The organism is Desertimonas flava (assembly GCF_003426815.1).
Lineage (GTDB): Bacteria > Actinomycetota > Acidimicrobiia > Acidimicrobiales > Ilumatobacteraceae > Desertimonas > Desertimonas flava.
The window spans coordinates 120,220-134,937 of the sequence record NZ_QKYK01000011.1 but is presented as its reverse complement, the minus strand read 5'-3'; the positions used below and the strand labels follow the sequence as shown (position 1 = coordinate 134,937).

Annotated in this window: 12 protein-coding genes and 1 tRNA gene; 3 read left to right on the top strand and 10 right to left on the bottom strand. The window is 69.5% G+C overall.

The features are described from left to right. Positions 1-286: 286 nt before the first annotated feature. The 5 genes from DN771_RS14670 to DN771_RS14650 all read right to left on the bottom strand — a co-directional run bounded on the left by DN771_RS14670 (position 287) and on the right by DN771_RS14650 (position 6,237). Positions 287-1,783 carry a peptidoglycan D,D-transpeptidase FtsI family protein gene (locus DN771_RS14670; protein ID WP_162941964.1) on the bottom strand — a complete coding sequence of 499 codons (1,497 nt, stop codon included), beginning with the start codon at positions 1,781-1,783 and terminating at the stop codon, positions 287-289. Positions 1,784-1,888: 105 nt separating this feature from the next. After that, entirely contained in the window at positions 1,889-3,295 is a 1,407-nt protein-coding gene (locus tag DN771_RS14665; RefSeq protein WP_227462355.1) for an FtsW/RodA/SpoVE family cell cycle protein, read from the bottom strand. 21 nt (positions 3,296-3,316) lie between these two features. Next, positions 3,317-4,891 (bottom strand): SpoIIE family protein phosphatase, encoded by a 1,575-nt coding sequence (locus tag DN771_RS14660; protein ID WP_116998288.1) that lies wholly within the window; start codon positions 4,889-4,891, stop codon positions 3,317-3,319. After that, positions 4,888-5,382 (bottom strand): FHA domain-containing protein, encoded by a 495-nt coding sequence (locus DN771_RS14655; RefSeq protein WP_116998287.1) that lies wholly within the window; start codon positions 5,380-5,382, stop codon positions 4,888-4,890. The genes DN771_RS14660 and DN771_RS14655 overlap by 4 nt, the downstream gene beginning before the upstream one ends. Positions 5,383-5,436: 54 nt before the next feature. Further along, positions 5,437-6,237 (bottom strand): FhaA domain-containing protein, encoded by an 801-nt coding sequence (locus tag DN771_RS14650; protein ID WP_227462360.1) that lies wholly within the window; start codon positions 6,235-6,237, stop codon positions 5,437-5,439. Positions 6,238-6,467: 230 nt separating this feature from the next. Between DN771_RS14650 and DN771_RS14645 the strand changes: the two genes are divergently transcribed. Continuing rightward, positions 6,468-6,553, top strand: a tRNA-Leu gene (locus DN771_RS14645). Positions 6,554-6,703: 150 nt separating this feature from the next. On the opposite strand, the gene DN771_RS14640 is transcribed toward DN771_RS14645, so the two are convergent. The 3 genes from DN771_RS14640 to DN771_RS14630 form a co-directional block, all read right to left on the bottom strand. Next, the gene (locus tag DN771_RS14640; protein ID WP_227462359.1) at positions 6,704-7,246 is read right to left on the bottom strand and encodes a nitroreductase/quinone reductase family protein; all 543 of its coding nucleotides are present in this window, start codon (positions 7,244-7,246) and stop codon (positions 6,704-6,706) included. 90 nt (positions 7,247-7,336) lie between these two features. Next, the gene (locus DN771_RS14635) at positions 7,337-8,137 is read right to left on the bottom strand and encodes a (2Fe-2S)-binding protein (protein WP_116998284.1); all 801 of its coding nucleotides are present in this window, start codon (positions 8,135-8,137) and stop codon (positions 7,337-7,339) included. Continuing rightward, positions 8,137-9,105 carry an ABC transporter substrate-binding protein gene (locus DN771_RS14630; RefSeq protein WP_116998283.1) on the bottom strand — a complete coding sequence of 323 codons (969 nt, stop codon included), beginning with the start codon at positions 9,103-9,105 and terminating at the stop codon, positions 8,137-8,139. The genes DN771_RS14635 and DN771_RS14630 overlap by 1 nt, the downstream gene beginning before the upstream one ends. Before the next feature lie 54 nt (positions 9,106-9,159). Here DN771_RS14630 and DN771_RS14625 point away from each other — a divergent pair, with 54 nt between their 5' ends. Beyond that, positions 9,160-9,939, top strand: a complete 780-nt coding sequence (locus tag DN771_RS14625) for an AraC family transcriptional regulator (RefSeq protein ID WP_205528598.1) — start codon at positions 9,160-9,162, stop codon at positions 9,937-9,939. Between the two features lie 125 nt (positions 9,940-10,064). Here DN771_RS14625 and DN771_RS14620 read toward each other — a convergent pair whose 3' ends face one another. Next, positions 10,065-10,973 carry an alpha/beta fold hydrolase gene (locus tag DN771_RS14620; protein WP_116998282.1) on the bottom strand — a complete coding sequence of 303 codons (909 nt, stop codon included), beginning with the start codon at positions 10,971-10,973 and terminating at the stop codon, positions 10,065-10,067. Between the two features lie 134 nt (positions 10,974-11,107). Here DN771_RS14620 and DN771_RS14615 point away from each other — a divergent pair, with 134 nt between their 5' ends. Beyond that, entirely contained in the window at positions 11,108-11,917 is an 810-nt protein-coding gene (locus tag DN771_RS14615; RefSeq protein WP_116998281.1) for an alpha/beta fold hydrolase, read from the top strand. A 33-nt stretch (positions 11,918-11,950) separates the two neighbouring features. Here DN771_RS14615 and DN771_RS14610 read toward each other — a convergent pair whose 3' ends face one another. Further along, entirely contained in the window at positions 11,951-14,674 is a 2,724-nt protein-coding gene (locus DN771_RS14610) for a helix-turn-helix transcriptional regulator (protein WP_116998280.1), read from the bottom strand. Positions 14,675-14,718: the final 44 nt, after the last annotated feature.

Genomic DNA, 14,718 nt, shown 5'->3' with positions numbered 1-14,718 from the left:
TACTCGAGTGTCCGTGACCCACCCGGCTCGGAAGCCGGTACACGGAGCAGCCTGAGGATACCGACGTTCCGCATCCGCCCGGGGTCGCGGCCATCACCCGAGGAAGTCGCCCGCGACACGTCAACCGCGGCGGCCGAAGGGCCCAGCGGGCCAGCGCAGAAATTCCGGTCGCGCGGACAGTGCCGGTTCAGCGAGCGCCAGCGAGCGTCCCGAGGTCCGAGGGGGTAGGCGGCCGCAGCGCTAGCGGAGGTCGCCGGCGCGCCGGCCTGCGTGGCCGGGGAACGCATCATGTCGTCTCGTCCTGGAAGGCGGCGTCGAGCATCTCCTTGGCGATCGGTCCGGCGAGGCCACCGCCGGTCTGCTCGGACACGGTGCCGTCGCGGCCGAGGATCGTCACGGTGACGGCGTAGCGGGGCTGGTCGACGGGGGCGAAGGCCGTGATCCAGATGTTCGACCGCTGCTCGCCGTCCACCCGCGGGAGGCCGGCGGTGCCGGTCTTGGCGGCGACCGAGATGCCGTTGTCGAGGGCGATGCAGCACGACGCCGTACCCCGCTCGGCGACGCTCACCATCAGGTCGGTCATCGTCGCCGCCGTCTGCGGCGAGATGGCAGTGAGCCAGACGTCGCCGCCACTGTTCACCTCGAGCACGTCGCCGTCGCTGTCGAGCGTGGCGCCGACGACGTAGGGCTGGAACATCACACCACCGTTGGCGATCGCCGCGGTGATCATCGTCGTGTGCAGGGGCACCATCTGCACGCTCTCGGCGCCGAAGCCGCGCATGGCGAGCAGTGGCAGGTTCTGGTCGAGGTCGTCGACAGGGCCGAACGAGCTGGCGGCCGGGCGGGGCAGGTCGATCGGGATGGCTTGACCGACGCCCCAGCGGGTGACGCCGTTGATGAACCGGTTGATGCCGAGGTGCTCCACGGCGATGCGGGCGAAGGGGATGTTGCAGCTGCGCGTGAAGACCTCCACCAGCGTGCCGCCGCAGGAGTTGCCGTTGTAGTTCTGGATCGGGTTGTTCGTCTGCGGCGGCTCCCACTCGCTCTCCACCGGGAACGTGGTGTTGGTGTCGACCACGCCGTCGTCGAGGGCGATCGACGTGGTGAGCACCTTGAAGGTCGAGCCGGGCGCGAAGCGATCCTGGTAGGCGTTGGCGAGCAGCGGGTTGTCGGGGGCATCGTTGAGCTCGGCGAGGTACTCGCCGGCCACGTTGGTGTCGAACGAGGCGACGACGTTGGGGTTGAAGGTCGGGTTGCTGTACATCGCCAGCACGGCGCCCGTCTGCGTGTCGACGACCGTGATCGAGCCGACGTAGTTGCCGGCCTCGAGGAGTTGCTGGGCGCGCAGCTGGAGGTCGTAGTCGAGCGTCAGGCGCACCGAGCCCGTGCCGTCGCCGCCGCTGACGATGTCGTCGAGGTTGCCGATGCGCTGGCGGGCCGTGTCGCCGGTGAGCACGTCGTTCTGGGTGAACTCGAGCTGGGTCGCGCCGTAGGCGAGGGTGTAGTAGCCGGTGACGTTGGCGAACAGTTCGTCGGTGGGATACACGCGCTGGAACGGGAAGTCGCTGCCGTCGGGCGTGGGGACGGATTGGGCGACGACGCGTCCGTCGCGCGTGATGATGTCGCCGCGCGGCCGGCCGAACTCGCGCCGGATCGCCCGGGTGTTGCCGGCGTCGGCGTTGAGATCGGACTCGCGGCCCACCTGCCAGTAGTTGAGGGCGACGAACAGCAACACGAAGCACCCCATCAACCCGAAGGCCAACTGACGGATCTTCCTATTCATTGCGTTCCTCGGCCACGCAGGCCGCGCGCACGGCATGCTCCGCTGGCGCTCCGCACGCCTCGGCCGCTCGAACCTCGGGACGCTCGCTGCGCTCGCTGAACCACATCACAGGCTGCCCAGTCCGGGGATCGGGCGGCCGCGCTTCTGGGCACGGCGCTGCTGACGCCGGAGACGCCGGGCGGCCCAGCGTTCGGCGGTGGTGGGCGTGTCGGGCACCTCGCGGAGACGGCGGGCCGTCGAGTCGCTGAGGCGGATCAACAGCGCCAGCACGACGTAGTTCGACAGCAGCGACGAGCCGCCGTAGCTGACGAACGGGAGCGTCACGCCGGTGAGCGGGATGAGCTTGATGACGCCGCCGACGATGATGAAGGCCTGCACGCCGAGCGTGGTGGTGAGGCCGACGGCGAGCAGCTTCTCGAAGGCGTTCTCGGTGCGCAGGGCGATGCGCAACCCGGCGCCGACGAGCAGGAGGAAGGCCATCAGCACGGCGGCGCCGCCGAACATGCCGAGCTCCTCACCGATCGACGTGAAGATGTAGTCGCTCGTCGCCACGGGCACGATCTGGGGGTTGCCCCGCCCGAGGCCGGTGCCGAGCAGCCCGCCGTCGGCCAGCCCGTAGAGCGCCTGCACGAGCTGGTAGCCGTCGTCGTTGCGGCGTGACCACGGGTCGAGCCACGTGTCGACACGGACCTGCACGTGGCTGAACATCCGCCACGAGATGAACGCGGCGGCGGCGAACGACACGGCGCCGATGATGAGGTAGATCGCCTTCTCCGTGGACACCCAGAGCATCACCACGAAGAGCGTGAAGAACAGCAGCGACGAGCCGAGGTCCTTCTCGGCCACCATCACGAGCACGGCGAAGGCCCAGGCGCCGGCGACGGGGAGAAGGTAGCGGGGCTCGGGCAACCGGAACGGGCCGACCTTCCACGTGCCGCTGGCGATGAGCTGGCGATTGTCGGCGAGGTAGCTGGCGAAGAAGATGGCGAGGGCGATCTTGGCGAACTCGCCGGGCTGGAAGTTGACCGGGCCGATGCTGACCCAGATGCGGGCGCCGCCCTTGGTGGTACCCAGCCCGGGGGCCAGCGGCAGCACGAGTAGGACGATGCCGATGAACAGGAACGTCCATCGGTACCGAGCCAGGTTGGGGGCGCGCTGGACGATCGCCAGCGTCAACACGAACCCGACCACGGCGATGATGCTCCACGTCGCCTGCAGGCCGGCGAGGCGGTCGCTGATGCGCGTGATCATCACGTAGCCGATGCCGTGCAGCAGGGCGGCGACCGGCAGGATCGTCGGGTCGGCGCCGCGGGCGAACCAGCGGACCGCGAGGTGGGCGAGCAGCAGGGTGGCGAGGAGCGAGAAGAGGAACGGCACCACCCGGGCCGGGATCTCGGTGAACTTGCCGAGGGACGCGACCGTGTAGGCGCTGGCCGTGATCATGCCGGCCATGACCACGAGCGACAGCTCGGTGTGGCGGCGGGACCGTGCGAGCGGCGACGTCGGTGTCACGGCGAGTGATCCGCCCGTCCGCTACCGGACGGTCGTACGTGTCGTGGCGTTGGGCCGAGTGGTCGAGGTGCCGGGCCGCGACGGCTCGGTGGTGGTGGTGCGGGGCACCGTCGTCGTGGTCGTCGTCGTCGTGGTCGTCGTGGTGGTGGTGGTGGTGGTGGTGGTGGTTGTGGTCGTCGGCGTGACGTTGTCGATCAGGTACCGCTGGGCGGTGTCGAGATCGCTGAACTCGGGACGATCGTCGATCCGTTCGATGGACCGTTCGTCGAGCTGGTCGATGTCGTACTGACCGAAGCCTTCGACGGTCGGGCTCCACCACAGGAACTCGCGACCCTTGTACACGACGACCTGGCCCTCGTCGTCGAACTCGATGAAGTAGTCGCTGCGGGCGTAGGCGGCGGCGAGGGCGAAGGCGCCGACGAGCACGGCGACGAAGGCGATGCCCCCGATGAAGCCGGCGACGCGCCGGCGCTTGGGCTTGGGCCCGATGACCGGCACCTCTTCGGTGATGGCGCGGATGCCGGCGGGCGGCGTGGCCATCTTGGCGCCCTGCGCGGTGGCGAGGGCGGCGAGGTCGTCGTAGGTGGCCGGCTCGGTGGGCGTCGGGTCGTCGAGCGCCCACGTCGACGACGTCTCGGGCTGCGCCCACACCGGTTCGATGTCGAGCTCCTCGGCCGGCGCCGGCGGGTCGAGGCCCTCCAGCACGTCGACCACGACGGCGGTGATGTTGTCGCGTCCGCCGTGGCGGTTGGCCGCAGCGACGAGCTCGTCGGCGCATGCCTGCGGGTCGGTGACGGTGGTGAGGATGTGGTGCAGCTCGGTGTCGTGGACCTCGTCGGAGAGGCCGTCGGAGCAGAGCAGGAAACGGTCGCCGCGCACGATCGGCAGCGTCCAGGCGTCGACGCGCACCGCCGGGTCGATGCCCAGCGCCCGGGTGATGATGTTGCGGCGCGGGTGGGTGCGCGCCTCGTCGTCGGTGATGTGACCGGTGTTGACGAGCTCCTGCACGTAGTTGTGGTCCATCGTCACGCGGCGCAGGCGCCCGTGACGCAGGAGGTAGGTGCGGGAGTCGCCGACGTTGACGAGGGCGAAGGCGTTGGTGGGGGTGACGGCGGGAACGTCGGCGTCGGCCACCGCAGGAGCGTTGGCCTCGTCGGTGGCCGTGTCGGCCCCAGCCGCGTCGGACGCCGGGGGTGGCGGCGGTGCACTGTCAGTCGTTGTCGCCGACTCCGGCGGTGCCGCGGCCGGTGGGCTCACGGTCGGTGCCGTGATCACGAACAGGGCGGTGAGCGTGGTGCCCATGCCCTGGTGGTCGACGTTGGCCGTGGCGGCCGTGAAGATCTCGCTGTTGGCGTCGACGACGGCGGCGAGCACCTCGTCGAGCGTGCTCGTCGGCCCGCCGAGGCGGCGGCCGAGGAGCTCGACGGTCAGCGCGCTGGCGACCTCACCGGCCTTGTGGCCGCCCATGCCGTCGGCCACGGCGAAGATCGTGTCGTTGGTGAGGAGGCTGTCCTCGTTCTGCTGGCGAATCCGTCCCGGGTCGGTGCTGCGACCCCATCGGAGCATCTGCGTGGAGCCGGTCGCCGCGCCGGTCATTGCGCCTCCAGGACGGTGTAGCCCACCTGCACGCGATCGCCGGGGTGTAACAGGCGCGACCCGTGGAGGCGGTTGCCGTTGTGGAACGACCCGTTCGTCGATCCGAGATCCTCCACCATCGGCTGGCCCTCCAACAGGTAGACGCGGGCGTGGCGCTGTGACACGAACGTGTCCCCTTCGATCATCACGGTGCACCCCGGGTCGCGGCCGATGGTGATGTCACCGGTCAGGGGGAAGGTCGCGCCGCGGCGGGCCTTGGGTTCGAGGATGACGAGGCGGCCGACGCGGCCGCGTTTGCCCTTGGGCGCCTTGCGGGCCTTTGGAACCGGCGCGGGGCGAGTCTCAGCCCGCTCGTTGACGATGTGCGGGGCCACCACCCGACGGTCGGTGCGCACCTCCTGCCACACCGCCCACAGGACGCGGGCGAAGAACAGGTAGAGCAAGAACAGCAGCGTGATCTTGAGGATGTCGAGTGCGAGGTCGGTGCGCATGGGCGGTGCCGGGCGGGGTCGGCGTCTCCAGCGGATCGGCCGTTCGGGCAGAGGCTACGAGGCCTCGAAGCGTACGTACGTGGAGCCGAAACTGATGATGTCGCCGTCGCTCAGTGTGGTCTCGCCGTGGATGCGGGTGCCGTTCACCATCGTGCCGTTGGTGGAGCCGAGGTCGACGACGACGTAGTTCCTGCGGTTGGGGCGGATCTCGGCGTGCTTGCGGCTGACGTTCTGGTCGTTGAGCGGGATGGTGCTCGCCGACAGCCGGCCGACCGTGACGACGACGTCGCCCAAGCGGATCTTCTCGCCCGACGGCAGGATCAGGCGCGACTCGACGGCAACCGCCGGGGCCGATCCGGCCTCGCTCCACTCGAGCTCGTCGGACGACGGGGCGGGGGCGGGGGCGGTCGGGGCCGGGGGGACGGCGGCATCGGCCGATGCCGGCGCCGCGGGCACCGCCGATGCTGCGGGTGCTGCCGGTGCTGCGGTGGCCGCCTGGCGCAGCGTGGCGACGACGTCGAAGCGACCGGGCTTCTGTGTCTCCTCGACGGTCAGCTCGACGCGGACGGGCCCCATGAAGTGGTAGCCCTCGCTGCGGGCATACTCGCGGGCGGCCTCGACGAGCTCGGTCTGCAGCACGTCGGAGATCTCGGCGAACCCCTCGTAGTCCTTGGGGCTGAGCTTGAGCACGAAGTCGTTGGGGACGACGCGCCGGCCCTTGACGTCGACCGAGCGCTGGTCGTCCATTTCGCGCACCAGCCGACGCCCGAGCTCGATGGGCCGGATGTTCGTGCGCGTGCCACGGGAAAACACGCCAACGACCATACGCTCCAGAGTGCGCTCGAGTGATTGCATGCCCATCTACGTGGGGATTCTAGGGGCGGGCAGCGCTGACGGCAGGGCAGCCCGATCACGTGATCTCGTCGCCGCGATGAGCCTCGGCCGCACCATCCGCTGTCGTGGCTCATCGCACCATCGACCCCGCCCGCCGCGATGAGCCCGAACAGCGCCTGCTGCGGCTCAGGCTCATCGCGCAACACCGGTCGGAGTTGGCGCTGCGCCTTGGTAGCGTTGCGCTTCCACTCGGGCGAGTGGCGGAATGGCAGACGCGCTGGCTTCAGGTGCCAGTGAGGGCAACCTCGTGGGGGTTCAAGTCCCCCCTCGCCCACCAACCAGTCGTATTTCGAACCCGGACCGGCAAAGGTCGTGGTGGCGATCGTTGCGGTACGGAGTTGCCTCCGCGTGGTGAGTACAGCGGCGATTCGCTGTTGCGCTGAGCGCAGCATCTCGAGTGGGATCGCGTCGGCGTCGTGAGCCTGTATCAGCGGGACCGGTCGGGACCGGCGCCGGGCGCGAGGTCGATGCGTACGGTGAGTAGGTCGGTGCCGAATCGGCGCACAGCAGCGGCGTGGCGGGCCATGGCGAAGGTGTCGAGGCGGGCTTGGGGGTCATCGTCAACAACGACGACAGCGGTCGCCGTGCGCCAGCGTCGACGGACTCGAACTCGAACCTGTGGGTTCGCTTCGACGTTGCGGACATAGCCCGAGTGCCGGCCCTGCTCTGCCACGATCCAGCCGACATCGCCGTCGACGTGCATCCCGACGACGTTGCGGCGGCGTTTGCCGCTCACCCTGCCGATGGTCTCAATCAGCACGTGTCCCGGCACCAGCCCGAGCCAGGTGGCGGCCTTCATCGGAGGGTTCAGGATCCAGCGCTGAACGAAGCGCACGCGGCGTCGACGTGTCGCATCGTCGACAGCCGATTTGGGCGTATCGAGCCGATCGGTCGTGTCCATGCGTCCACGGTCGCGCTGTACCAACCGTCTGTGAAGGGACGTACGTCCCGAACGACAACGGCCCACCACGACCGGCAATGTCGCTGCCTCACCGCTCACGGCGACGATCGTCGCCGTGCCGGGTCGACAGTGATGCCGCGCTGCCTGGAGCCGACGCCGTCAGCGGGTACGGATGAGGTCGGCGATCGCGTCCCGCCGCTCCTCCTCCGAGACGAGTGGGCACACGGTGGTGCAGTAGTCGCGCGCCTTGTAGTAGAGGCAGCAGACCGATCGGCAGGACCAGAGATGGTCGACGCCGTCGACCGTGACGGAGTGGCGGGTGGGCGGAGCGAGGGCGAGCATCGAGCCAGGAGCGAGGAGGTCATCGATCAGCGCCGCGGCCCGGGATTCGTCGCCGAGATCTCGCCCGAGGTCGATGATCGTCTCGGTGGCCACGCTGGCGACGAGCGCCCAGGCGGCCCGGCGGGGGAGCCGCGTCAGTCTCCGCACCGACTCGATCAGCGGCGTGGCGTACTCCGTGATCGACAACTGCGCCGCTGTCCCTGGCGGGTCGATGCCGGAGGAGATCTCGGGGTGCGGTCCGACGGCCAGCGCCTTGGTGTTGCCGGCGGCCGAGACGAGCGCGGCCGTCCGGTCCGGTCGGAGCCGAACGACGGGACGGTCGAGCAGTGCGAGAGCGAGGATCGGCGCGACGAACGAGGCGTTCACGAGTACCAGGGTCGATCCGAGCAGGAGCCGGTCGTCGGGGAGTTGTCGGGCCGACCGCATCGCCTGCAGCAACCGCCGTGTCACGGCATCGTCGCCGGCCTCGATCCGGTGCCACGACACCCATCCGGCGCGGGGGTCGTCGTGCGAGGTGACGGGAACCAGCCGATCCAGCCACGACGCCGGCACCGAGTCGAGGTCGGCGGCGACGGAATCGGCGTCACCGACGATCCATCGGCCTGGCCCGGTGTCCATCAGGTGCCGGTGATGAAGGTCTCGTCGATGTCGTCCAAGATCGCGTGGGCGGCTGGGAGGGAGATGCCGTTCCACACGCCGCCGTCGACGAGCCACACGCGGTCGTTCTGCACAGCCTCGAGCTGGGACCACAGCGGATTGGCCTCGAGTTGTGCATACGTATCGGCGCCGTCGGTGTCGACATACACGTAGATGCCGTAGGCGTCGATGTCGAGCAGGTTCTCGGGACTGAGGTCGAACGCGAAGTCCTGGTAGTGCTGCTGGTTCTCCGGTCGGGCCATCCCCAGCGCGCGCATCAGGGCACTCTCCACCGTGCCGAAGCGAACCGAGTAGCCGTCGCCCGTCACTCTCAGCACCGACACCGGCGAGTCGGTCAGACCGTTGCTCTCGACGCGATCGGCCATCTCCACCAACCGACGCTCCAGCTCGGCGACCTCAGCGGCCGCTTCGGTCTCCATGCCGAGCGCGCGACCGACCTCGGTCATGTTCGTCTCGATCTCCTCCATCGTCGTGTAGCCGTACGCGTAGCAGAAGGTGGTGGCGACCTCGCGGAGGCGATTGCAGTTGTCCTCGTTCCAATCGACGCCGACGGTGAGCACGAGGTCGGGGTCGAGCGCGGCGAGCCGCTCGATGTTGATCCCGAGCGAGTCGGCGGTCGAGATGTCCTCGATGCCGTCCAACTGGTCGCCGAGGAAGTCGGGGATCGAGTTGGTGTTGACGCCCGTGGCGATCGGGGTGACACCAAGGGCCAAGAGGTTGCCCAAGGCGATGTCGTCGGCGACGACGATCCGCAGTGGACCGGTCGGGATCTCGACCTCCACCCCGAGCGCATCGGTGACGACACGTGTCTCCGGTCCGGCGGCACCACCGGAGTCGCCCGTCGGCGGCGCCGATGCCGACCCGGCCGCAGCCGGAAGCACGAACGCCGCAGTGACGAACGAGGTGATGAGACAACGTCGGAGATGCATAGCCGAACCCTACGTGTTAGGTCAGCCACATAGCCTGTCGTAAGCTGCCGATTTGTGTTCGGATCCTGTCACGTCGAGGCGAGATGCCGGACCGACTCCGTCGTACTGCGGCAGGACCATGCGTTCGAACCGCACGTTCACCGGGGCCACGAACTGCTCTGGGACACGACCGGTCGGTTCACGGTCACCACGGACGAGGGACTGTGGCACGTTCCGCCACTCATGGGAGTGTTGGTCCCGAGCGAGCGAATGCACGGTGGTGACGGGGCGGCCGGCGTGCACTACCGATCGACCCGCTTCGACGCCAGGGACTTCCGGCTCGACGCCGCCGAACCCGTCCTCGTCCACGTGCCGGCGGCTGCGTCCGCGCTCCTGCTCCACGCCCACCAACGCCCCGGCCTGCGCGACGACGTCCGAGCCCGGTCGGTACGGCTGGCATTCGACCTACTCACGCCGGCGTCGTCAGCGATTCCGACCCTGCCGCGGCCATTCGACTCACGCGCCATCGCCGTCGCCGACGCGCTCGTCGCCGATCCTGCGGATCAGCGCACGATCGGCGAGTGGGGGCGAGCAGTCGGCGCCAGTTCGCGGACACTGGCTCGGGTCTTTCGATCCGAGACGGGTCTCACCTTCGGACAATGGCGCACGCGACTTCGCATCGCCGAGGCGATGCTGCTGCTCGCGGCCGGTGCGACTGTCGCGAGCACGGCACGACGAGTCGGCTACCACACGCCGAGCGCGTTCGTGCGGGCGTTCAGGATGACGGCTGGTCGGCCGCCCGCGACGTGGGCGGCCGGCGCTCGAGCGGAATGCGGCCCAGCGGTCCGGCCATGACCTTGCAGGTCAACGGCGAACCCTGACGTTCCGGACGAGCCGGCGCCATGCCGCCGTGATCTCGAGGACCTCACGAGGCTGTGCCCGCACGCGTGGCCGTCGTTCGACGCGGAGACGGTCAAGTGTCAGGATTTGACGAAGTCCAGGAGGTCGCGGCCGAGACGCTCCTTGTGGGTGTCGGTGATGCCGTGCGGGGCGCCCTCGTACACGATCAGCGTCGCACCGGCGATGATCCCGGCGGATGCCTTGCCGCCGACCTCGAACGGGACGACCTGGTCGTCGTCGCCGTGGATGATCAGCGTCGGCACGTCGATCGCTCGCAGATCGTCGCGGAAATCGGTCTCCGAGAAGGCCTTGATGCACTCGAGCGCGTTGCGGTGGCCCGACTGCATGCTCTGTAGCCAGAACGCGTCACGGATGCCCTGCGAGACGTCGGCGCCGTCCCGGTTGTGCCCGAAGAACGGCCCGTCGGCGAGGTCCTTGTAGAGCTGGGACCGGTCGGCGTGGGAGCCGGCACGGATCGTGTCGAACACGTCGATCGGTACGCCGCCCGGATTGTCATCGCGCTGGACCATCAACGGTGGGACGGCGGCGACCAACGCCACCTTGGACACACGGTCCGTGCCGTGACGACCGACGTAGCGGGCGACCTCGCCGCCGCCGGTGGAGAATCCGATCAGCGTCGCATCACGAAGGTCCAGCGCATCCAGGAGCGCGGCGAGGTCGTCGGCGTAGGTGTTCATGTCGTTGCCGTCCCACGTCTGGGTCGATCGGCCGTGGCCCCGCCGGTCGTGGGCGATGCAGCGGAAGCCGTTGGAGGCCAGGAACAGCATCTGTGCCTCCCAGCTGTCGGAGTTGAGCGGCCAGCCGTGGCTGAACACCACCGGCTGACCCATCCCCCAGTCCTTGTAGAAGAGGTCCGCGCCGTCGGAGGTCGTGATGTAGCTCATTGGATGCTCCTCGAGGTGATCGGAACGGCCGCACGCTGCGGCGGTCTCGGTCACCACCTTGAACAGGGCGCCGCCACCTCGCATCCCGGACGACGCGTAGTCACGCGCCGAGCAGGTGACTACGCGAGATGAGGGATTCGAACGGCCCGGAGAACGGTGCACCGTCCGGTGACCACCCACTCCCCGGCACTCGCCGCGGCAACACACAAGGAGCGGTCATGTCCCTCTTCCCATCGATCCGACGAACACTCGTGTCGGTCGTCGTCACACTGGTGGCGTTGGCCGGAGTCGCCACGGCCGCGTCAGCACACGACGCCCTGAGCTCGACGCCGAAGCCGACAGTTGTCCTGGTCCACGGTGCGTTCGCCGACGCCTCCGGTTGGAACGGTGTCGTGGAGCGCCTCCAGTCCGAGGGCTACCCCGTCCTCGCGCCGTCCAACCCACTCCGCGGGCTCGAGCTCGACGCCGCGTACATCCGCAGTGTGGTCGACAGCGTCGACGGGCCGGTCGTGCTGGTCGGGCACTCATACGGCGGGGCGGTGATCACGAACGCCGCGACCGGCGCCCCGAACGTTCGAGCGCTCGTGTACGTCGCCGCCTTCGCGCCGGACCTCGACGAGAACCTGGCCGACCTGCTGGCGATGAACCCCGGCAGCCACCTGAGTGAGGAGGCGCTGATCTTCCGGCCGCACCCCACCGGGGTCGACGGCTACGTGCACCCCGATGCGTTTCACGACGTGTTCGCCCAGGATCTCTCGACGGAGCAGGCGGCCGTGATGGCCGCAACGCAGCGCCCGGGTGATGCGGCCACTCTGAGCGACCACTCCGCGACGCCTGCGTGGAGGACGATCCCTTCGTGGTACGTCGTCGCCGCCAGCGATCACCTGATCCCGCCGGCGACCCAGCGGTTCATGGCCGAGCGGGCCGGCTCGGTCACCGTCGAGGTCCCCACGTCGCACGTCGCGATGATCTCGGACGCCGACGCGGTCACCGACGTCATCATCGGCGCTGCCATGGCCACCGGCTGACCGCCGGACCGGCTGATTCAGGGCGTGCGAACCTCAGGCGAGCACTTCGCGCAACCTCCGCCTGGTGGTGATGCCGAGCTTCCGGAACACCTTGCGGAGGTGGTAGTCGACGGTGCTCGCGCTGAGGAACAGCTTGCTGGCGATCTCCTGGTTTGTCAGCCCGTCTGCGGCGAGGCGGGCGACCTGTGCTTCCTGCGAGGTGAGATCGACGGCCGGTCCGTTGTCGGCCGGGCCGACAACCTCCCCCGCGGCTTCGAGCTCGATGCGCGTGCGAGTCGCGAAGCCGGCGAGGCCGCGCTGAGTGAACGCCTCGTGCGCCGTGCGCAGATGTGCACGAGCCTCGGTGAGCCGCTTCCGACGGCGTAGCCACTCGCCGTACAGCAGGTTCGTTCGGGCGAGCTGCAGTTCGGCGCGGCTCGACTCGAGGAGCGCAATCGCGCTGCGGAAGTGCTGCTCGCCGCGGGCGTCGTCGAGCAGACCGTCAAGGCGGGCGAGGAGGCCGAGACCGATCGTGCCCCCGATCGCAGCGACGCGCTCGGCAAACACGTCGCGCGCCTCTTGGGCCTCGGCGATACGGCCCGCCCTCGCGAGCGCTTCGACGATGTTGGGGTAGGCGATGACCACGAGGAAGGAGTCGTCGTTGTAGCGGGTCGACGCACCCGCCAGCGCGGCCTCGTAGTTGCCGAAGCTGATGCCGAGGATGGCGCGGGCGTACTCGGTGAACACGAACATCCATCCGAGCTCGTGCTCGATGGCGTAGCGCTCCACGTCGGCGATTCGGGCGAGGGTCTCGTCGGCCTCGCCGGCCCAAGCGGCGAGGATCATCGTTCCGACATCGGCGCGCACACCGAGCGCGGCGAGGAGCTCGCTCCGTTCACTGAAGTCGATCCGCGCCGCCCGCAGGGCGCCGCCGAGAAAGCTCGACATCGCCCGGTACAGGAGTCCGTGAGCCAGATGCACCAGTGCGCCCTGCTCGCGGGCGGCGTCGACCAAGCGTTTGGACAGCGTGTACAACGCTTCCTCGTCGGCGATCGTGCTGGCGACCCACGCCCCGACCTCGAGCCAGAGGAGGGACTCTTCGCTGTTCGAGTCCACCGCGGCGACCGCCCGGAGCGCTCGACGCAGGACGGGCAGTGCTGTCGCGTGGCCGTCCAGGTGAAGCGACTCGTAGGCCTCGAGCAGCAGGTCGGGCGCCGCGGTACTGTCTCCAGCGCGTCGGCGCAGCTGCCGTGCGGCCTGGGCGATGTCCTCGGGACGGCCACCGACCGGCGCGAACACGCCGGCGAACCGGGCTGCGGCCGTGGCCTGCAGAAGCGTCCTGCGAGCCAATGGGACGTCGAACTCGGCGAACGTCCGGGCAGCCCGCATGAGCGAGTCGATCGCTCGGGGCATGTCACCAGAGGCGTAGTCGATCGCCCCTTCGAGGCGCGTGGCCTGGGCGCGATGCACGGGGTTCTGGAATCGAAGGTCTGCGCCGGCCAGCAGCGCCCTGGCTCGTGCGGGCTGGCCGCCGGCGAGGTGGCTGGTCGCTGCCGCGAGCACTCGCTCTGCCCGTCGCTCCCGATCGGGGGTGAGCTCGGCCGCGCGGCTCAAGAAGATCCCGGCTGCCGCGTGACCGCCGCGTGCTCGGGCGCGCGTGGCACTCGACTCGAGATCGCAGGCGATTGACTCGTCGACCCCCTCGGCGGCGGCGGCGAGGTGCCACGCCCGCCGGTCGGCGTCGATCTCGAGCACCGTGGCCTCGGCGAGCGATGTGTGCACGCGCCGCCGTTCGGCTGCGCTGGCGCCGCGGTAGACCGCCGAGCGGATCAGGGGATGGCGGAAGAGCGGCGGTGTGGCCTGGGTCAGCAGACCGCAGTCGACCGCGGCGTCAGCGTCAGCGCCGCTGACGCCGAGCGCCGCGGCGGCGTTGCTCACGACGCCGGAGTCGTCGGAGGGTTCGGCGGCGACGAGCAGCAGATAGGTCTGCGTGCGTTCGGGGAGGTGGGCGACGGCGCGTAGGAAGTGGGCCTCTAGGTGCGGGCCGATCGGGAGTGGTTCGGGCAGCATGGTGCGCCACGACAGCTGGTCGGCACTGAACGCCCGCCCGAGCTCGATGATCGCCAGCGGTGTACCGCCGGTCGCGCGGACGACGTTGGCGGCGACGTGATCGGGCAGCCCACCGTCGACGGCGTGCCGCACCAGCGAGACCGCATCGTCGGCAGCGAGACCGTCGACGTGGAGCACCGGGAGGCCGTCAAGCGACGCGCACTGCACGTCCTCCCGCCCGGAGAACAGCATCGCGACCCGCTCTGCGCCGAGGCGGCGGCCGGCGAGGGCGAGCGCATCGAGCGAGTCTCGATCCACCCACTGGACGTCGTCGACAACGCAGAGCAACGGGGACCTCGTGGCGGCGCGATCCAGGATCGAAAGCGTGGCCAAGCCGACTGCGAACCGATCGGGTGCCTCCGGGGCATCGCCGGTCCCGAACGCCGAGTGCACGGCGTCGCGCTGGCGTTGCGGCAGCTCGTCGACGACGTTAATGAACGGCAACAACAGCCGGTGGAGCCCGGCATACGGGAGCTCCATCTCGGACTCGATCCCATCGAGGCGAGTGACGGTGAATTCGGACTGGGACGCGATCGCGTCGGCCAGGAGGGCGGTCTTGCCCATGCCCGCCTCGCCCCGGACCACCAGCGCGTTGCCGCGACCAGCGCGCGCGTCGTCGAGCACTGCTCGGAGGCGCTCTCGTTCGCTCGCCCGGCCGAGCAGTTGCATGGCCGGACGTTACTGCTGCTGCTCCGAGGCCGCTCGATTCGCAG

Coding starts and splice junctions, on each gene's coding strand:
- DN771_RS14670 (WP_162941964.1), bottom strand. CDS start 1,783: ATGAATAGGAAGATCCGTCAGTTGGCCTTCGGGTTGATGGGGTGCTTC.
- DN771_RS14660 (WP_116998288.1), bottom strand. CDS start 4,891: ATGACCGGCGCGGCGACCGGCTCCACGCAGATGCTCCGATGGGGTCGC.
- DN771_RS14655 (WP_116998287.1), bottom strand. CDS start 5,382: ATGCGCACCGACCTCGCACTCGACATCCTCAAGATCACGCTGCTGTTC.
- DN771_RS14650 (WP_227462360.1), bottom strand. CDS start 6,237: ATGCAATCACTCGAGCGCACTCTGGAGCGTATGGTCGTTGGCGTGTTT.
- DN771_RS14635 (WP_116998284.1), bottom strand. CDS start 8,137: ATGGACACCGGGCCAGGCCGATGGATCGTCGGTGACGCCGATTCCGTC.
- DN771_RS14630 (WP_116998283.1), bottom strand. CDS start 9,105: ATGCATCTCCGACGTTGTCTCATCACCTCGTTCGTCACTGCGGCGTTC.
- DN771_RS14620 (WP_116998282.1), bottom strand. CDS start 10,973: ATGCGAGGTGGCGGCGCCCTGTTCAAGGTGGTGACCGAGACCGCCGCA.
- DN771_RS14615 (WP_116998281.1), top strand. CDS start 11,108: ATGTCCCTCTTCCCATCGATCCGACGAACACTCGTGTCGGTCGTCGTC.
- DN771_RS14610 (WP_116998280.1), bottom strand. CDS start 14,674: ATGCAACTGCTCGGCCGGGCGAGCGAACGAGAGCGCCTCCGAGCAGTG.